Origin of the sequence: Shewanella sp. SR44-3, from assembly GCF_014163735.1 — a bacterium.
Taxonomy (GTDB): domain Bacteria; phylum Pseudomonadota; class Gammaproteobacteria; order Enterobacterales; family Shewanellaceae; genus Shewanella.
In genome coordinates, this window is the sequence record NZ_JACJDV010000007.1 from 105,154 (window position 1) to 122,674 (window position 17,521).

Sequence of the window (17,521 nt, forward strand, 5' to 3'; positions counted from 1 at the left end):
TCCAATCACAGGGGAGTCGTGACTATTGACTGCTGGCGGCGAATTAGCGCGGCCGCGAAAACGAGTAAGCCGCACAGCCACAGTAATGGAGCTTGGCCGATACGCTGGAACCAAGTTTGCCCTGTGACCAAGACGACTTCAGCCCGTAATACTCCAGTTTCAAATTGTGGCAGTTTGGCTTGGATAACTCCGTGGTGATCGACCACGGCGGTAACGCCATTGTTGGTGCCGCGAAGCAGCGGTCTGCCCATTTCTATGGCGCGCATCTGGGCAATTTCCATGTGTTGCAACGGCCCATTGGAACTGCCAAACCAGGCATCGTTGGACACAGTCAACAGCATGTCAGTATCATCATTGACGTTGGCGCGTACCTGTTCGGGGAAGACGATTTCATAGCAAATTGCCGGGCTAATTTGATAACCCACAGCATTTAAATTGGGCTGTAAATAATTGCCGCGGGTAAAAGAAGACATGGGCAAATTGAACAGCGGCGCGATTGGGCGCAGTAAATCACCGAAGGGCACAAATTCGCCTATGGGCAGTAAATGATGCTTTCTAAATTCATTCCTACCTTTGGTTGCATCAGTTTCAGCATTGGCATCAGCGAAATGCCTTGCGACCAAGTAGTCACCACTATCTTGCTGTTTAGCGTTGCTGTTTCCTAGTACTATCAGTGAGTTATAAAACTCATCTTGCCTGTGGCTGATAATGCCAGTAATGATGGCGCTGTCATTGAGGTTGGCCACTTTATTGGCATTAGCCAGAAAATCCCCCACCATGGATTCAGGTGCTGGAATAGCCGCTTCAGGCCAAATAATAATATCAGCATCAAAATTGTTACGGGTCAAATCCATGTATTTAAGCATGGTGGGCCACAATGCATCAGGTTGCCATTTCATGCTCTGGGCAATATTACCTTGCACTAGGGCGACCTTAACGGTTTCACCGCTGGGAGTGACTTGCTCAAGCTTTGGGGTAAGCCAAGTGCAAACTGCCAACACTGCCAGAATCATAATGCTGGGTGATAAGTGGCTTAACGATTTAGGTCGAGCGCAAGCATAAGCAAGGCTTGCGGCAACCAGCGCAATCACAAAGCTTAAGCCCAAAGCGCCAATCACACTGGCAAGGGCGCTCAATGGCCCTTGAGTTTGGCTGTAACCTGCCCATAGCCAAGGAAACCCAGTCATCACCCAGCCACGTAGCCACTCTGTGAGCACCCATAGCGCGGGAAATAACGCGAGGTTACTCAGTTTGCCAATGCGGGTGTTTTTGTGATTCGTAAGCCTTGCCATGAGGTAACCGGCAAGGGCGGGATAAAGCGCCAAATATAAAGCCAGCAATGCCATTAAACTCATGGACACGATAAGCGGCATACCGCCGAAGGTATCTATGCTGACATGCACCCAGCTAATGCCAAATACAAAACTGCCAAAGCCGAAACTGAGCCAATGGTTAAAGGCTTGCTTGGGGCTTAAGTTTTTAGCCAATAACAGGCTTAGACCTAAAGCGAGAGGGTAGATAATCCAGATGCCGTAAGGGGCGAAAGATAAGGCTGTGCTGGCACCGGCTGCAAAAGCCGATACCAGTCTTAGCAGGCTCTTGTTAGAGCCTAAAGTTGAGAGTGTTTGCACAGATTAATTATCGAGTTCTTCATTAATATTGGGATCGGGCAGTTTAACCCTAAGCTGGATCAAACGGCGATTATCAGCATTGGTGACTTTAAATTCTATGTCGTCAATGACAATGATTTCATTGCGCTCTGGCAGATGGCCAAAGGCGTGAGAAATAAAGCCACCGACGGTATCAAATTCTTCATCGCTAAATTTAGTGCCACAGGCATCATTGAAATCATCAATGGGGGTCAAGGCTTTGACCATAAACACTGTGTTGCTGATTTTTTTGATTTCGGTGTCTTCAGCTGAGCTGTGATCAAATTCATCTTCAATTTCACCAACGATTTCTTCAAGAATATCTTCGATGGTCACAAGACCTGATACACCGCCGTATTCATCGACAACGATGGCCATGTGATAACGCTGAGAGCGGAATTCTTTTAGTAGTACATCAACACGCTTGCTTTCGGGGACAACCACAGCAGGGCGGATCACTTTCTCAATAGAGAAGTCTTCGCCGGCATGATTAAAACCGTATTTAATCAAATCTTTAGCAAGCAATATGCCTTCGATATGATCTTTGTCTTCATTAACAACGGGAAAGCGGGAATGGGCAGAGTTGATAACAATGTCGAGTAATTCTTCGACGCTGCTGTTGATTTGTATAGTCACAATTTGCGAGCGGGGGATCATGATATCCCGAACCCTAAGATCTGATACTTCTAACACGCCTTTGATCATTTCTCGGGTGTCTTCTGTGATGAGATCGCGCATTTCAGCACCATCGATCACGTCGACTAAATCTTCACGGTTTTGAGGTTCGCCTTGAAATAACTGACCAACACGTTCGAACCAGTTTTTCTTGTAGGCGCTTGTACTCGGGGGGTTGTCATCGCTCATAGTAATTTTCTAAACCTGTGTTGCCTAAGGCAAAACATTGTTTATTTATGCTTCCTTATAGGGATTTGAAAAACCTAAGCCTTCAATGAGTTGAGTCTCTAATGACTCCATTTCTTCGGCTTCTTGGTCGATAATATGGTCATAGCCCAGCAAATGCAAGCAGCCGTGAATAACCATATGGGCCCAATGGGCTTGAAGAGGTTTATTTTGCTCAAGTGCCTCTTGTTCTACCACGGCAACACAGATCACCAGATCCCCTAGCAGTGGCAGTTCCATGCCTGGCGGCGCCTCAAAAGGGAAGGACAACACATTGGTGGGTTTGTCCTTACCGCGGTAGCCAAGATTTAATGCTTGGCTCTCGGCGATTTCTACCAAGCGTATGGTGAGTTCGGCGGTGTCTAAGGTATTGCCCAGCGCCGTTCTCACCCAAGTGTCAAAATCAGCTTGGCTTGGCAGTTGATTATTTTCTACTGCAATTTGTAAATCAAGGTTCAGATCAAGACTCATTATTTGGGCTTTCCTGAGGAGTTTGGGCTTGCAACCTTTGTTGCTGAAATTTGTAATTGGCTTCTTTTTCCGCTTTGATGACTTGCTCTTGATGTTCAAACGCCTCGTAGGCTTCGACAATTTTAGCAACGATAGGGTGACGGACAACATCTTGGGCAACGAAGAAGTTAAAGCTGATGTCGGGCACTTCACTCAAGACTTCAATGGCGTGTCTTAGGCCAGATTTTTGGCTGCGAGGCAAGTCAATTTGGGTGATGTCGCCGGTGATCACAGTGCGAGAGTTAAAGCCGATGCGAGTTAAAAACATCTTCATCTGCTCAACTGTGGTGTTTTGGCTTTCATCAAGAATAATAAAGGCATCGTTTAAGGTGCGGCCACGCATGTAGGCCAATGGCGCCACTTCAATCACCCCGCGCTCGATAAGTTTCTCGACCTTTTCAAAGCCCATCATCTCAAACAGCGCATCGTAAAGTGGACGCAGATAGGGGTCGACCTTCTGGCTTAAATCCCCTGGCAGGAAGCCGAGCTTTTCACCGGCTTCAACCGCAGGGCGGGTGAGCAAAATTCGGCGTACTTCTTGGCGCTCATAGGCATCCACGGCGGCTGCAACCGCAAGGTAGGTTTTACCCGTACCGGCAGGGCCAATGCCAAAGCTAATGTCATGGCGGCTGATGTTGTGCATATACAGGCTTTGATTGGGGGTGCGCGGCTTTATCACCCCGCGTTTAGTCTTAATGTGTAAGCCTAAGTCATCGATGCTGCTGTCTGCTTCTAATGCAACCGCTTCTTGAATGGCTAAATGCACCATCTCAGGGGCTAAGTCAGGGGTGCTGCCTTTAACCGTCTGAGTTTCGATATACAATTGCTTTAGTAAATTGTTGCTGCTGAGGGCGTTTCTAGGCAGTCCAACAATAGTAAAGTGATTGTTTTTATGTATGATTTCAACACCTAGGCGGCGTTCAATCTGCTTGATATTATCATCAAATGGGCCACATAAAGAGGCGAGGCGGCGGGTATCAGAAGGTTCAAGATACAGGTTCATCGTGGTGACTTTGGTGGACAAATAAGGCTCCTAAACGGGTTTAATTAGCAATTAAAAACAGTGTACGTTCGTCTACTGGGAATTACCAGTGCCCTAAGTGCATACCAGCGTGTAAAAGAAAAGGCGACAACGCCGCCTTCACATTAAACCGCTCCGCTTTGGCTCAAGAGGCCAATAACCCTATGGCTTAAACTGGGTTACACCTAGCTCATCATCTTGCTTATGTTTAGCTAAGATATCCGCTGGGCGTAAACTGCGACGTAAATCCATCTCAGCTTCACCACGGATAAAGATGCCACGTAGCGAATTGGTGTATACGTCGACAATTTCTACGTCAACAAAACTGCCGATGTGAGTGTGGGGGGCTTCAAAGTTCACCACCCGATTGTTTTCGGTGCGTCCGCGTAGCTCCATCGGATTTTTCACCGAAGGGCCTTCAACCAGAATACGTTGCACTGTGCCTAACATCTGGCGGCTATAACGCATAGCTTGTTGAGTGATGCGGTCTTGCAAAATGGCTAAGCGCTGCTTTTTCTCTTCATCGCTGACATCATCAGGTAAATCGGCAGCTGGCGTACCTGGGCGTGCTGAATAGATAAAGCTAAAGCTATGATCAAAGGCCACATCTTCAATCAGTTTCATGGTGTCGGCAAAATCTTCAGCGCTTTCGCCTGGGAAGCCGATGATAAAGTCTGAGCTGATTTGAATACCTTCACGGGCCTTACGCAGGCGACGGATAATCGATTTATATTCGATAGCCATGTGGCCACGCTTCATCTGGGTCAGAATTCTGTCTGAGCCTGATTGAACCGGTAAATGCAGGAAGCTCACCAATTCTGGCGTGTCTTCGTAGACATCGATAATGTCTTGGGTAAATTCAATGGGGTGACTGGTGGTGAAACGAATGCGGTCGATACCGTCAATGCTGGCAACTAGACGCAATAACTCGGCGAAAGTACAGATTTGGTCGTCATGGGTTGCACCGCGATAAGCGTTAACGTTTTGACCTAATAGGTTGACTTCACGCACGCCTTGTTCGGCAAGTTGCGCGATTTCAAGAATAATATCATCCTGAGGACGGCTGACTTCTTCACCGCGGGTATATGGCACTACACAGAATGAGCAGTATTTACTGCAACCTTCCATGATAGACACAAACGCAGTTGGGCCGTCGGCGCGTGGCTCCGGCAAGCGATCGAACTTCTCGATCTCTGGGAAGCTGACATCGATAACGACTTTTTCGCCGCGCTGGACTTGGCCTATCATTTCGGGCAAACGATGCAAGGTTTGCGGGCCAAAGATGATATCTACGCACTGGGCACGGTCTTTAATGGCTTTGCCTTCTTGAGACGCCACGCAGCCACCGACACCAATGATTAAACCGGGCTTTTTATCTTTCAATGTTTTCCAGCGACCAAGCTGGTGGAATACCTTCTCTTGCGCCTTTTCGCGGATCGAGCAAGTGTTCAGTAGCAGTACGTCTGCTTCTGTTGCATCGTCGGTCAAGGTGTAGCCTTGATATTCGTCTAACAAATCTGCCATTTTGGATGAGTCATACTCATTCATTTGGCAGCCCCAGGTTTTAATATGTAGTTTTTTACTCATCAGTTCGCCGTTCCAGTACCACAGTAAAAATAGCGCGATATTTTAACTGCAGTTCGGCGCGCTGGCTAGCACTCATGCTGCTTTATTCGGCTTTTATTGTGCGGCCTGCAATACCCGCTTTTTATCTAAGTGTTTATTACTGACGCTCAAAGTGGCGGAACTGGCTGTAAATCGGCTAAATTTTTTCGCCATGGCCTGATTTTGACTGCGAACATATTGTAGATTCTTTTGCTCTAGTTGAGTGTGGAAATTAGCCAACATCTCATTGGTTCTTAGGTAAAGTGCGTATTCAAAAGGGCTGCGATTACCCACAGCGATTCTTTCCATTGCACTTACAGGGGCTGAAGTCACCTGAGCGCTGGCTAAATCGGCATTGGCAGAAAATGCGCTTAATGCAGCGGTTAAGCCTATGGAAAGAGCAAAAGCTGTGGTTTTACAGGCGCGAATAAAGGTAGAACTTGAGCTTGATAAGGTATTCATACTATTCTCTCTCTTTTTGGCCTATCAGATTAAAAAGTGGCTTGTTCAGCAAGTGAGCTTATTTGTCATGGAGTGAGTATAAGAGCCTTATTTTCTGTCTTGTTGATGGGCTTGTAAGTAAGTGTGAGTAAAAGTGCTATTGGTTACATTTGCTCACGCTTGGCTGATTTTGGACATGTTTAAACACAGTTTTGGTTACCTTTGGACACAGTTTTGGTACCTTTAAATACAGGTCGCGGCTAGATGGAGAACACTATGCAGCAAGATGAGCAGGGGCAAGATGAACAAGGCCAAGCTTTAGGGAATAAAGTGGTCGATGTTATCGTGGTTGGCGGCGGCATGGTGGGGGCAGCGACAGCCCTTGGACTGGGTCAACTTGGGCTTAAGGTGGCCTTGATTGAGTCTCAAAGACCAGAGGCTTATGATCCCAGTCAAGCGCTAGACTTAAGAGTCAGCGCTATCAATATCGCTTCAGAACAACTGCTTAGCCGTTTAGGGGCCATGGATCAATTAAAGCAGTGGCGCCACGCCCCATACCTTGGGCTTGAAACTTGGGAGATGCCAGAGTGCATCACCCGTTTTCACGCAAAAGATCTTAACGTCCCCCATTTAGGCTACTTCTTTGAAAATCGATTGATCCAGTTGTCTCTGTGGCAGCAAATCGAGCAATTAAGCCAAGTGAAGCTGTATTGCCCGCACAAGGTTAAGCAAATTAGCCGCTGCCATGACGATGGCATAGCTGTCACACTCGATGATGGCACTGAACTTGAAGCTAAGTTATTGGTTGGCGCTGATGGGGCCAACTCACAAGTGCGCCAGTGGGCAGGTATTGGTGTTACTGGTTGGGATTATGCTCAGTCTGCGATGCTGATTAATATCGACACAGAGGCTTCCCAGCAAGACATCACTTGGCAACAATTTACTCCCCAAGGGCCACGCAGCTTGCTGCCGCTGCCTGGTAACCATGCCTCGCTTGTTTGGTACGATGATGCCAACCGCATAAGTCAATTAATGCAATTAAGTCATGAACAACTCGCTGAACAAATTAGAGCTCATTTTCCTAGCCGTTTGGCGCCAGAGTTTAGCGTCAGTGCCCGCGGTAGTTTCCCTCTTACTCGCAGACACGCCCAGTGTTATTACCAAGCCAATCTAGTGATTTTAGGTGATGCTGCCCATACCATTAACCCGTTAGCGGGGCAGGGTGTTAATATCGGCTTTAAAGATGTGGATGCCTTGTTAAACACTGTGGCTAGCGCTATAGGTAATGGCAAAATTTGGTGGCAGCTTGATACGTTGGCGAAATACCAGCAAGCAAGGCGCGGTGAAAATAGCTTGATGATGACAGCGATGGACGGCTTTTACAGCGCCTTTAGCAATGATTTGTTGCCGCTTAAACTGTTGCGTAACGGCTTATTGAAAGTGGCGAACCTTGACTCTCCCATTAAACGACAAGTGCTTAAGCATGCCTTAGGTTTGTAGATCTTCTTTTATCTAAAATGACGATTTGTTGCTAAGGCCTTTGAGTGCTAAAATGCCGCGTTTTTGATAATACCGCCCTAATGACTAGATTTGAGTGCTAATGAGCAATATAAAACTTATCGTCGGACTGGCTAATCCCGGCGCCGAATACGCCCAGACTCGCCATAATGCGGGTGCTTGGTATGTGCATGAATTGGCCCGAGTCTGCAATGTGACCTTAGTGCCAGAGAGTAAGTATTATGGCCTGGCGGCTAGAGCGACACTGCATGGCCGCGATGTGCGCTTGCTTATTCCAGCCACCTTTATGAATTTAAGCGGCAAGTCAGTCGCGGCATTAGCCAATTTTTTTCGCATCTTGCCAGAAGAAATCTTAGTGGCTCACGATGAATTAGACATGGAGCCCGGGGTTGCCAAATTTAAACTTGGCGGTGGTCATGGCGGGCACAATGGCCTTAAAGACATCATCGCCCAGATGGGCAATGATAAAGGCTTTCACCGTTTACGCATTGGCATAGGCCATCCCGGTGATAAGAATAAAGTCAGCGGCTATGTACTAGGTAAAGCACCTGCCAGTGAGCAAGAAAAAATCGATGCGGCAATTGATGAAGCCGTGCGCGCCACTGAAATATTATTTAAACAAGACATGGTAAAAGCCATGAACAGATTACACAGTTTTAAAGCCGAATAGCCTTGCGTAAGCCAAAAGCTTCGGCATTAACTAAACATTAATTAAACATTGACACTTTTACCGAATCATTTGGTAAATCACTTTTATAGAAAGGTACAGATATGGGTTTTAAATGCGGCATTGTTGGTCTACCAAACGTGGGTAAGTCGACCCTGTTTAATGCACTGACACAAGCGGGTATTGAGGCGGCAAACTTTCCGTTTTGTACTATTGAGCCAAATACAGGCGTAGTGCCAGTGCCGGATCCGCGTTTAGACGCGCTAGCTGCCATTGTGAATCCGCAGCGTGTGTTACCCACCTCGATGGAGTTTGTGGACATCGCAGGTTTAGTGGCAGGTGCCTCTAAAGGTGAAGGTCTTGGTAATAAGTTCCTCGCTAACATCCGTGAAACTGATGCAATCGGTCACGTGGTTCGCTGTTTTGAAGATCCCAATATTGTTCACGTGGCGAACAAGGTTGATCCAGCAGGCGATATAGAAGTGATCAACACAGAATTGGCCTTAGCGGATCTTGATAGTCTTGAGCGCGCCGTGTTCAGACAGCAAAAGAAAGCCAAAGGTGGCGATAAAGAGGCTAAGTTTGAAATTGAGGTGCTTGAGAAAATGCGCCCAACCTTGGATGAAGCGAAAATGCTGCGTTCATTAGACTTAAGCAAAGAAGAGTTGGCGGCGGTGGCCTACCTTAACTTCTTAACCTTAAAGCCAACCATGTATATTGCCAACGTAGCTGAAGATGGATTTGAAAATAATCCACATCTTGATGCTGTTCGCGCCATTGCCGCGACTGAGAATGCCGTTGTGGTTGCCGTATGCGCCGCTATCGAATCTGAGCTTGCCGAAATGGAGGCCGATGAGCGTGATGAATTTATGGCTGATTTGGGCATAGAAGAGCCTGGTCTTGACCGAGTTATCCGCGCCGGTTACTCATTGCTTAACCTGCAAACCTATTTTACCGCAGGCGTTAAAGAAGTGCGCGCTTGGACTGTACCCATCGGCGCTAGTGCTCCACAAGCTGCTGGCGTTATCCACACTGACTTTGAACGCGGCTTTATTCGTGCTCAAGTAATGGCCTATGACGACTTCATTACCTACAAAGGTGAAGCGGGCGCTAAAGATGCGGGCAAGCTTAAAGTGGAAGGCAAAACCTATATCGTTAAAGACGGCGATGTGATGCACTTCTTGTTTAACGTATAAGTGCAACCGTTGTCGCTTAATCTATTAAGCTGCAAACTAGGCTAAGCCTATAGCCTTGATGTTGAAAAATGGGCTTGGGTGGCTAGGGCCTGTTGATCTTTCAAGGTTGTTTTGCAGCGAATTGTTGGTCATTTATACAAGGCAGAGGCTTTGCGGTGTAGTTATTCTACATAAAAAGCCGATAACGCAGTAGAAATGACCAACAAACGCTGCCCAAAGGGTTCGGCTAAAACCGTTTTACTCTTTGTTAAGCGAATTTTTCTTAGATTACTAGGCTGCAATTCACTCGCCGCGATTAAAACGGTTTTATCTCGAACAAAATTCAACCGGCAAAGGTCAACAGGCCCTAGTTATGATTAGCATCTGGCCCGTTTTTTATTGAAGAGTCGCCAAAAATAGCTGAATTTGTCGATTCGGCAAACATTTTGGTGAAGTTATAGGCGAACGATCCACTAATAGAAAAATAGCAGAAAAAAGCAGTTGACCTAGATACTTCGAATAAGCATAATACGCCCCGTTCCTCGCCAAGAGGGACAGAGAAAAATTAGTGGCAATATAGCTCAGTTGGTTAGAGCACAGCACTCATAATGCTGGGGTCGCAGGTTCAAATCCCGCTATTGCTACCATTTCTCCATCTACTCAGATGTAAACTGAGGTGTTGTGCGGGAGTGGTGAAATTGGTAGACACGCCAGATTTAGGTTCTGGTGCCGCAAGGTGTGAGAGTTCAAGTCTCTCCTCCCGTACCATTTATTAGAAGGACTGGCTTAGGCGGGTTTTTCAAAAAAGTTTGCTGTTGGGGTATCGCCAAGCGGTAAGGCACTGGGTTTTGATCTCAGCATACCTAGGTTCGAATCCTAGTACCCCAGCCACTTTTTGTTGTACTGTTAGATAGAAATTATTGGGGTATCGCCAAGCGGTAAGGCACTGGGTTTTGATCTCAGCATACCTAGGTTCGAATCCTAGTACCCCAGCCAAATTTTGTTGTAAAATGTGGCAATGTAGCTCAGCTGGTTAGAGCACAGCACTCATAATGCTGGGGTCGCAGGTTCAAGTCCCGCCATTGCTACCATATTTTATGGTAGAAGTGGCAAGACTAACCACTATCTAATAAGTCAAAGTTTACTCTTTATCGAAAAGAGTATACTCTGAGTTCAAATTTGATGCGGGAATGGTGAAATTGGTAGACACGCCAGATTTAGGTTCTGGTGCCGCGAGGTGTGAGAGTTCAAGTCTCTCTTCCCGTACCATCAAATTTTAGCTTAACACTCTGTTATAATTCTTTATTTCCTTTTTGTACTAAGATTCGTTAGAATCAAATTCAATAGTATTAAAACAATTTAAGTGTTTAGCACAACTTACAATTGGGGTATCGCCAAGCGGTAAGGCACTGGGTTTTGATCTCAGCATACCTAGGTTCGAATCCTAGTACCCCAGCCAAATTCTGAAAAGCCCGTCTCAATCGAGACGGGCTTTTTGCTTTGTATCATTGGATTGTGTGGCTTTAAGCTATTGGGGGAAGTATAAAATCTGTCACTGAAATTCCTGCATACAGGCTCGCCATAGCATTCGCTCATCGACACGCAGCAAGTACGGTCCCTGTATGCTCGACCGCCCCGTCCATGGGGCGGACGGTCGGCTCGCAAACACTCATGGCTCACCTCATTTATTCTGGTGTAATCTTCTAGTCCTTAAAATCTAGTTCCATATTGTAATGGTAACCCTAACAGTATATTTACAAGTTACCTCAATTTCGCGGGCGGCATATGAAAGCTCTGCTGGGTTCACCATTAATGAATTTTCTAGAATAGATTTTGATAGACTCGACTTGTCAGAATGGCTGAGCACCATGTATGAGGCCGATATTTTATCTACTACAGGTTATGACATTGAGCGATTAACAGGCACAGGCCGCACCATGGGTAACAACACTTGCGAGGGAGGTGATGCGGATTGTGAGGAAATGACGAGGGTAAACGCCGAAAACAGGGCTATCGATATGTTTAGTGGAGATGTGAGTAATACTGCGAATCAACTTAAAGATAATTTCGATCCTGGGCAAATAGATTGCTCTATCTACCCAAGACCGTTAATTTGTGAAATGCAGTAAGGCGTTATTCGTTATTTCCTTGATAATGCTTGTTAACCCAAGGATCAATGGATTTTAAGCCCTCAATGGTGAGGTAAGAATCTTGAACATTGCTGGGCTTGATAAATAAATGCACTTTGTTGGCATTAGACACGAATGGGAATTTTGTGCGCTCGCTGATGACGGGTTAAAAAACATAGTATTTTTTATCTAAATCTAACGAAAGATAGGTTGCTGTGTAAAACTTTTCAATACCTATCACCGCAAACAACCCTTTTTCTCCAGAAGGTGTAGAAGTTGAATATTTTAATAATTTTGGAGGGTTATGATGAATAAAATCGCATGAATTGCTTTTTTCTCTGTTGAACAATTCGGCTTGGAAATCGCAAGAACCACCTGTAAAAGTATGAGTACGTTTTCCGTCAGAAGTTAAACTTGAACTAATATGACGAAGATCTCTATTTTCAAGTGCTACATGAATTAACTCTTGCTCTATTTTATCAAATACCTCTTGTATTTTTTCCTTGGATTTTGTCTCAACAGGGTAATATACAAGGCCATAATAGGTATTCAAAGGCGCGTTACCTTGGTTCGTACCTAACATGCTCAAGAATGCACCACCAAACCCGCCACCACCGCCAAAACCTATCACGCCATCGGCAATGTAATCCATGGCGCCTGGCGATGTGTCAGCATCAACGGGACGATTAGCATCACGTAAGCCATTATGAAAACCTAAGCTGCCATATGTCAATCGAGCAGTATATTTTAATGAAGAGCCAGTTGGCTTTATCCAGTACTTTCCTAATTACGAAGAAGATAAACCAAATGAAATTTATATTGACCAATTCATGATAGGTGTACCTCATCAAGGAAAAGGTTATGGCACGCAAGCCATTAAGTTAGTGCTCGAAGAAATCAAGTTAAGAGAAGACTGTAAGGCTATCTCAATTTGTTACGTTGAAGGTCATGATGTGATGAAAGGCTTCTTTGAACGTTTTAACTTTAGCGTTATTGAGCAAGATGAATTTGATGAAACTATCATGGTACTCGATGTAGCCTAATAGCTAAGCTGGGGCGCGTGTAAACTAAAGGGGATGATATGATCATCCCCTTTTTTGTACTTACTATATCCGTGTCAAACGAGTGACTGAGATGATTAGTCTCTGTTGCCCCAAGGATTGACTGCACCTTTGCTTGGGCTAGCTTTCGTCGCCTGGCCTTCATTTGATGCTGAGCGTCTCGGGCTACGGGTAGGGCGTGAAGGCGTACTTGCGCCTTGAGCTGCTTCACCAGCTGGCTTTGGGGCACGGCGTGGGCGCTTAGCAGGCTTCTCTTCTAAGCCTAAGTTTTGTGCGACTCTGTCATTGGCCTTACGGTCATTAGCATATTGAGAATGCTTAGAACGATTTGGGTTAGGTTGTTTATGGTTTGGCTGGCTCTTTGCTTGATTGCTGCGTGCGCCATGGCCGTGATTTGATGAGCTGCGACCTTTAAGGTTAGGCTCTGGCAAGCTGTGTCTGGGTTCGTGACCAGGAATGGCTTTTCTGTCGATAGTGCGGCCAATTAAACGCTCAATGTCGTGCAGTAACTTCACTTCTTCTTCTGCCACTAACGACACGGCTTGGCCGCTGGCGCCAGCGCGGCCAGTACGGCCAATGCGGTGTACATAATCCTCTGACACATTAGGTAAATCGAAGTTAACCACAAATGGCAGTTGGTCTATGTCGATACCGCGGGCGGCGATATCTGTGGCCACCATGACTTGCACTTTACCGTTTTTAAAATCGGCTAGAGCTTTAGTGCGCGCGCCTTGGCTTTTATTACCATGAATGGCAGCGGCTTTAATGCTAGCTGCTTCAAGATTTTTGGCAATGCGGTTAGCGCCGTGTTTAGTGCGTGAAAACACTAACACTTGCTGCCAATCATTGTCTTTAATCAAATCAATCAGCACTGAGGTCTTGTCGCTCTGGCCCACAGGGGTGACCCACTGAGTTACCGTGTTGGCGGTGGCATTTCTGGGCGTGACTGAAATCTCAACTGGATTGTTGACTAAGCCTTTGGCAAGCTCACGAATGTCATCGCTGAATGTGGCTGAGAACATCAGGTTCTGACGCTGTTTTGGCAACATGGCCAAGACTTTGCGAATATCACGAATGAAGCCCATGTCCAGCATGCGGTCTGCTTCATCTAACACTAGAATTTCTAAGGTGCTAAAGCTAAGCGCTCTCTGGTTGCATAAATCCAGTAGTCGACCAGGGGTTGCTACCAAAATATCAACCCCCTGCTTTAATGCCGCAATTTGCGGCACTATGGACACGCCGCCAAACACGACCGCTGATTTAAGTGGTAAGTTGCTACCGTAAGTCTCAACACTGTCAGCGACTTGCGCTGCAAGTTCACGGGTTGGGGTTAATACTAAGGCACGAACTTGACCGCGTTGAGCGGGCTTACCTTTGGACAATATTTCCAATAGCGGTAAAGTGAAGCCAGCGGTTTTCCCTGTCCCTGTTTGGGCGGCAGCCATGACGTCTTTGCCTTCAAGTACTGCTGGAATAGCTTGTTCTTGAATGGCGGTTGGGGTGTCATAACCTTGTTTAGCGATCGCTTTTAGCAGGGAGGCACTGAGGCCAAGGGAGGAAAAACTCATAGAAAATACTCTTTGGCAGCTAATGTGCTGCAATAAATGATCGGGTGCCAGATCTGGCGGCCGTGAAGCTTACCCTAACTTGGGCTTAACTGCCATCAATACCACGTTTTAGACGATGAACTTAACCAAGGCAAAAACCTGATTACTAGGCACTAGCTGATTTAAAACTTATTTGCTATTCATGTGTGTTTTTATCTGCTATGTGGCACATTTTTCTACACTTTTTATAATATCCAGTGCTAAATTTAAGCTTATTGCCTACAATGCGCCTTAGCGGCTCATGACCTATTCAAAACCATGGCGTAGTGAGCTCCCTTAATATCGAGGCCTAAATGACCAGTAAGTTAGTAGCCGTTTCTCATATAGAGAAAGTCGCCCTTGGATTAAGGGAACACGCCCATGCGGTGATAAAAAACATCCTGATGATGTCTGACATCTCGACTCAAGAGCTGCAGCACGCCATGAAGCAGTTGAGCCGTCAGGGGCGGGTGGCACTGCATTTTCATCCAGACCGAATCGATAATCGCGGCTTAACCGTGTTGCAAGGTTTGCTCCGTGATGGTATTTACAAGAGTCAATTTGAAACCCATATCTCTAACGGTCAGCTGTCACCAGAGCTCGGTGGCCCAAGGGATCATTGGGAAAATCAGCTGTTTGGTAATCACTATTCTGGGATTAAATCTCGACCTAAATATGGGGCGCTGGATTTAGGCTTGTGCCCATTGGGGCCTGCACCGCGCTTTGGTAGCTGCTACTTTTTGACTCACTCCCAAGTGCTTACTCGTTGCACTTTTAGCTACATGGATTCCTATCGCCTGCCTAAAGAAAAAGGCACGTTGAGCTGTTTTGATGCCATTTTAGCGGCGCTATTAAGTGAAAGTTTTGAGCGCTGCTACGCCCTTGGTCGCCAGCCATTAAAACCAAGAGATATTATCAGCCACATGGCCAGTGAAGCCCAGTCATTGGTGGCGGCGCGCTTTGAAAAAAACAGTCTGGGAAATTTAGACCATTACATCGAAGCACAGATCCACGGTGATGTGTCCCTTGCTGACGACATAAGTTATTTAGTGGCCGATCCCTGCTTTAAAGACACAGATACTGAGGAGTATTTCAATCAACTTTGCAGTGATTATCAAATAACCTTATGTTGGCATAAAGGCTTAACCCTAAATAGTGAGCATATTCCCACTGATTTTCGCGGCGCTGGCATGCCAGTATTAGCGAAGCAGATTGCAATCGATGAGGTTATTGACGCACGCATTATAGGTATTGAAGCTGCTAGATTGCAAAAACAGCCCAGCTCTTGGAGTGAGCGCGGCGCTCAAGCAAAGAAAATTCAAGAGTTAAAACTCCTGTGGCACGTACTGGTAAAATTCGGCAAACCAAAAGAGACTGACTAATTCACATCAACACATTCTCAAGATAAGTGCTGGACAGGAAGCTAACATGAAGCGGTTATTCAGTGGTTTTGTAGAAGGCTTACGCTTAATAAATTTGTGCTTATTCAGCATGCTATTAAGTCCTGCAGCGTTGGCTGCGAATTGCAGTCAGCTAGAATCCCTCAACTGGCTACTTGGCGATTGGCAGCTAAGTAGCGATAAGCTCATCATCAGCGAGCACTGGCAACAAACAAGCCCGATGACTTTTGAAGGGCTGGGAGTTAGTGAACGCCGTCCAACTCCTACACAGATAGCGGCTAAAAATAGTGATAATCCAACTCAGAGTACAACATCTGCTAACACTGAAAGCTTAAGACTGGTGCAGATGTCTAATGAGATATTTTTTATCGCTAAAGTCGCAAGCAACCCCTTACCTGTGGCTTTTAAACTCACTCAATGCGCTAACAAGATGGCGGTGTTTGAAAACCCACACCATGATTTTCCGCAAACCTTAAGCTATCAACTCATACACAGTCCTCAAGGCGATAAACAGCTCAAGGTAAAGGTCTTTGCTGCCAATAATTCGGGCTTTGAAATTAACTTCAGCGCCATCGAACCCTATCCCTGAAACACTTTTCCTCCTGCTAGCTTGGCGCTTTTTTGGTGTTAGCCTGGTGCTTTTTTTGTGCAGACACAAGCTCATTACCTTAGTGATTGACTCAATCCCTTCGCTGCCGTTATTGTATTTTGAAATTATTGAATTTATCAATAAATACAGGCAGTAAGTTTAAGGATGAGTATGATAAGACAATTTTATCCTGAGGAATGGTCTGTCTATAAAGGCCTGCGATTAGCGGCGTTGACAGAAGCGCCCAATGCCTTTGGCAGCACAGTTGCCGCTGAAAGTGGCCGCAGTGATGCTGATTGGCAAGACTTTTTAAACCAACGCCGTTAAGGCAAGGCAGTCAATTACAGGTTCAACCTATGGTTTGCCAGTTAGCTTAAGGAAAATAGATGTCTGTAGTATCAAGCCAAAACGCCGAGCATTATCTCTGGGGCGACAATTGTGATGGTTGGCATTTAGCTAAAAGCCCAAATTTAAGTGTCATTCAAGAGTCCGTGCCCAGTGGCAGCGCCGAAATTCGTCATTATCATGCCCATAGTGAGCAGTTTTTCTATGTGTTATCTGGAGTCGCCACACTAGAACTTGATGGCACAATTCATCAGTTAGCAGCAAATCAGGGCTTGCACGTCCCTGCTTTGATGGCGCATCAATTAAGCAACGTGAACGAGGAAACCTTGGTATTTATCGTGGTCTCAACGCCGCCAAGTCATGGGGATAGGATCAGTGCCTAGGTGTAAGATATATAAGCGAATAAGATAGAATCTTGAATAAAAAGGAGTTCAGTGGTTATGTATTTAGGAAAGTGTTTGTGTGGTGAAGTACAAGTCAAAATTACCGGGGAAATTAGCGATATTATTCATTGCCATTGCTCCCTATGCCGAAAAAATAGTGGTACTGCTTTTGCTACTAATGGCTTCATCAATACCGCAGAGTTTTACATCATCTCAGGTGAAGCAAGTTTGAGTCGATTCAGTTTTAAACCTGGGCGTAATAGGTATTTTTGCACCAAGTGTGGATCGCCCGTTTATAGTTCAAATGAGCAAGATCCCAGCCGCTTAAGATTGCGATTAGGGATTTTAGACTCAGACATTAGCGAAAGGCCCATTTCCCACAATTTTGTTAGCTCTAAAGCCAATTGGGAAGATCTCGATGCCATGCTTCCCAGATATGATGGCTTCGAACCTAGCCGTAGCTAACCTAACGTTATCCGACAATGAGGGCATAGCAAAGGCTCATGGAACCATTGTGGGGGTAATTGCACACTAAAGATCAA

The 17,521-nt window shown here is 45.9% G+C and carries 18 protein-coding genes and 7 tRNA genes; 17 read left to right on the forward strand and 8 right to left on the reverse strand.

Going from position 1 to position 17,521, the window contains the following annotated elements:
* Positions 1–5: 5 nt before the first annotated feature.
* The 6 genes from lnt to H5073_RS06230 form a co-directional block, all read right to left on the reverse strand.
* Positions 6–1,631, reverse strand: coding sequence for an apolipoprotein N-acyltransferase (gene lnt, locus H5073_RS06205; RefSeq protein WP_182678010.1), 1,626 nt, complete (start codon positions 1,629–1,631; stop codon positions 6–8).
* Positions 1,632–1,634: 3 nt separating this feature from the next.
* Positions 1,635–2,513, reverse strand: coding sequence for a CNNM family magnesium/cobalt transport protein CorC (gene corC / locus H5073_RS06210; RefSeq protein WP_182678012.1), 879 nt, complete (start codon positions 2,511–2,513; stop codon positions 1,635–1,637).
* 45 nt (positions 2,514–2,558) lie between these two features.
* Positions 2,559–3,020 (reverse strand): rRNA maturation RNase YbeY, encoded by a 462-nt coding sequence (gene ybeY, locus H5073_RS06215; protein ID WP_182678015.1) that lies wholly within the window; start codon positions 3,018–3,020, stop codon positions 2,559–2,561.
* Positions 3,010–4,083 (reverse strand): PhoH family protein, encoded by a 1,074-nt coding sequence (locus H5073_RS06220; protein WP_182678017.1) that lies wholly within the window; start codon positions 4,081–4,083, stop codon positions 3,010–3,012. Before H5073_RS06220 ends, ybeY begins: the two co-directional genes overlap by 11 nt.
* A 159-nt stretch (positions 4,084–4,242) precedes the next feature.
* Positions 4,243–5,667, reverse strand: coding sequence for a tRNA (N6-isopentenyl adenosine(37)-C2)-methylthiotransferase MiaB (miaB, locus tag H5073_RS06225; RefSeq protein ID WP_182678019.1), 1,425 nt, complete (start codon positions 5,665–5,667; stop codon positions 4,243–4,245).
* A gap of 93 nt (positions 5,668–5,760) precedes the next feature.
* On the reverse strand, positions 5,761–6,147 hold the full coding sequence (locus H5073_RS06230; RefSeq protein ID WP_182678021.1) for a hypothetical protein: 387 nt from the start codon (positions 6,145–6,147) through the stop codon (positions 5,761–5,763).
* Positions 6,148–6,402: 255 nt separating this feature from the next.
* Between H5073_RS06230 and H5073_RS06235 the strand changes: the two genes are divergently transcribed.
* The 11 genes from H5073_RS06235 (at position 6,403) to H5073_RS06285 (ending at position 11,615) form a co-directional block, all read left to right on the forward strand.
* Positions 6,403–7,626 (forward strand): FAD-dependent oxidoreductase, encoded by a 1,224-nt coding sequence (locus H5073_RS06235; protein ID WP_182678022.1) that lies wholly within the window; start codon positions 6,403–6,405, stop codon positions 7,624–7,626.
* Positions 7,627–7,726: 100 nt separating this feature from the next.
* Complete coding sequence (gene pth, locus H5073_RS06240; RefSeq protein WP_182678024.1) at positions 7,727–8,314, forward strand: aminoacyl-tRNA hydrolase; 588 nt, start codon at positions 7,727–7,729, stop codon at positions 8,312–8,314.
* A gap of 101 nt (positions 8,315–8,415) precedes the next feature.
* The gene (gene ychF / locus H5073_RS06245; RefSeq protein ID WP_182678026.1) at positions 8,416–9,507 is read left to right on the forward strand and encodes a redox-regulated ATPase YchF; all 1,092 of its coding nucleotides are present in this window, start codon (positions 8,416–8,418) and stop codon (positions 9,505–9,507) included.
* A gap of 549 nt (positions 9,508–10,056) precedes the next feature.
* Positions 10,057–10,133 (forward strand) — tRNA-Met (locus tag H5073_RS06250).
* Positions 10,134–10,169: 36 nt separating this feature from the next.
* Positions 10,170–10,254: transfer RNA gene (locus H5073_RS06255), tRNA-Leu, on the forward strand.
* A gap of 48 nt (positions 10,255–10,302) precedes the next feature.
* A tRNA-Gln gene (locus tag H5073_RS06260) sits at positions 10,303–10,377 on the forward strand.
* Positions 10,378–10,407: 30 nt separating this feature from the next.
* A tRNA-Gln gene (locus tag H5073_RS06265) sits at positions 10,408–10,482 on the forward strand.
* A gap of 18 nt (positions 10,483–10,500) precedes the next feature.
* A tRNA-Met gene (locus tag H5073_RS06270) sits at positions 10,501–10,577 on the forward strand.
* A gap of 93 nt (positions 10,578–10,670) precedes the next feature.
* Positions 10,671–10,755 (forward strand) — tRNA-Leu (locus tag H5073_RS06275).
* A 115-nt stretch (positions 10,756–10,870) separates the two neighbouring features.
* Positions 10,871–10,945 (forward strand) — tRNA-Gln (locus H5073_RS06280).
* A 388-nt stretch (positions 10,946–11,333) separates the two neighbouring features.
* Positions 11,334–11,615: a hypothetical protein gene (locus H5073_RS06285; RefSeq protein WP_182678028.1), complete on the forward strand. Its 282-nt coding sequence runs from the start codon at positions 11,334–11,336 to the stop codon at positions 11,613–11,615.
* Positions 11,616–11,781: 166 nt separating this feature from the next.
* Here H5073_RS06285 and H5073_RS06290 read toward each other — a convergent pair whose 3' ends face one another.
* Positions 11,782–12,267 (reverse strand): hypothetical protein, encoded by a 486-nt coding sequence (locus H5073_RS06290; RefSeq protein ID WP_182678030.1) that lies wholly within the window; start codon positions 12,265–12,267, stop codon positions 11,782–11,784.
* A gap of 67 nt (positions 12,268–12,334) precedes the next feature.
* On the opposite strand from H5073_RS06290, the gene H5073_RS06295 reads away from it, so the two are divergent.
* Positions 12,335–12,658: a GNAT family N-acetyltransferase gene (locus H5073_RS06295; protein ID WP_182678135.1), complete on the forward strand. Its 324-nt coding sequence runs from the start codon at positions 12,335–12,337 to the stop codon at positions 12,656–12,658.
* A 95-nt stretch (positions 12,659–12,753) separates the two neighbouring features.
* Here H5073_RS06295 and H5073_RS06300 read toward each other — a convergent pair whose 3' ends face one another.
* Positions 12,754–14,244 (reverse strand): DEAD/DEAH box helicase, encoded by a 1,491-nt coding sequence (locus tag H5073_RS06300; protein ID WP_182678032.1) that lies wholly within the window; start codon positions 14,242–14,244, stop codon positions 12,754–12,756.
* A 332-nt stretch (positions 14,245–14,576) separates the two neighbouring features.
* On the opposite strand from H5073_RS06300, the gene H5073_RS06305 reads away from it, so the two are divergent.
* The 5 genes from H5073_RS06305 (at position 14,577) to H5073_RS06325 (ending at position 17,444) form a co-directional block, all read left to right on the forward strand.
* On the forward strand, positions 14,577–15,644 hold the full coding sequence (locus tag H5073_RS06305; RefSeq protein WP_182678034.1) for a DUF3626 domain-containing protein: 1,068 nt from the start codon (positions 14,577–14,579) through the stop codon (positions 15,642–15,644).
* A gap of 46 nt (positions 15,645–15,690) precedes the next feature.
* Positions 15,691–16,251 (forward strand): hypothetical protein, encoded by a 561-nt coding sequence (locus H5073_RS06310; RefSeq protein ID WP_182678036.1) that lies wholly within the window; start codon positions 15,691–15,693, stop codon positions 16,249–16,251.
* Positions 16,252–16,422: 171 nt separating this feature from the next.
* Positions 16,423–16,578, forward strand: coding sequence for a hypothetical protein (locus H5073_RS06315; protein ID WP_182678037.1), 156 nt, complete (start codon positions 16,423–16,425; stop codon positions 16,576–16,578).
* Positions 16,579–16,637: 59 nt separating this feature from the next.
* A complete protein-coding gene (locus H5073_RS06320) occupies positions 16,638–16,979 on the forward strand; it encodes a cupin domain-containing protein (protein WP_182678039.1) in 342 nt (113 codons plus the stop codon).
* Positions 16,980–17,036: 57 nt separating this feature from the next.
* Positions 17,037–17,444, forward strand: a complete 408-nt coding sequence (locus tag H5073_RS06325) for a GFA family protein (protein ID WP_182678041.1) — start codon at positions 17,037–17,039, stop codon at positions 17,442–17,444.
* Positions 17,445–17,521 lie beyond the last annotated feature (77 nt).

Bases quoted from the DNA above. Each gene is read 5' to 3' on its own strand.
- pth (WP_182678024.1), top strand. From the start codon at position 7,727: ATGAGCAATATAAAACTTATCGTCGGACTGGCTAATCCCGGCGCCGAA.
- corC (WP_182678012.1), bottom strand. From the start codon at position 2,513: ATGAGCGATGACAACCCCCCGAGTACAAGCGCCTACAAGAAAAACTGG.
- miaB (WP_182678019.1), bottom strand. From the start codon at position 5,667: ATGAGTAAAAAACTACATATTAAAACCTGGGGCTGCCAAATGAATGAG.
- H5073_RS06310 (WP_182678036.1), top strand. From the start codon at position 15,691: ATGAAGCGGTTATTCAGTGGTTTTGTAGAAGGCTTACGCTTAATAAAT.
- H5073_RS06305 (WP_182678034.1), top strand. From the start codon at position 14,577: ATGACCAGTAAGTTAGTAGCCGTTTCTCATATAGAGAAAGTCGCCCTT.
- H5073_RS06315 (WP_182678037.1), top strand. From the start codon at position 16,423: ATGATAAGACAATTTTATCCTGAGGAATGGTCTGTCTATAAAGGCCTG.
- H5073_RS06320 (WP_182678039.1), top strand. From the start codon at position 16,638: ATGTCTGTAGTATCAAGCCAAAACGCCGAGCATTATCTCTGGGGCGAC.
- ychF (WP_182678026.1), top strand. From the start codon at position 8,416: ATGGGTTTTAAATGCGGCATTGTTGGTCTACCAAACGTGGGTAAGTCG.
- H5073_RS06325 (WP_182678041.1), top strand. From the start codon at position 17,037: ATGTATTTAGGAAAGTGTTTGTGTGGTGAAGTACAAGTCAAAATTACC.
- H5073_RS06290 (WP_182678030.1), bottom strand. From the start codon at position 12,267: ATGGATTACATTGCCGATGGCGTGATAGGTTTTGGCGGTGGTGGCGGG.
- ybeY (WP_182678015.1), bottom strand. From the start codon at position 3,020: ATGAGTCTTGATCTGAACCTTGATTTACAAATTGCAGTAGAAAATAAT.
- H5073_RS06235 (WP_182678022.1), top strand. From the start codon at position 6,403: ATGCAGCAAGATGAGCAGGGGCAAGATGAACAAGGCCAAGCTTTAGGG.
- H5073_RS06300 (WP_182678032.1), bottom strand. From the start codon at position 14,244: ATGAGTTTTTCCTCCCTTGGCCTCAGTGCCTCCCTGCTAAAAGCGATC.
- H5073_RS06230 (WP_182678021.1), bottom strand. From the start codon at position 6,147: ATGAATACCTTATCAAGCTCAAGTTCTACCTTTATTCGCGCCTGTAAA.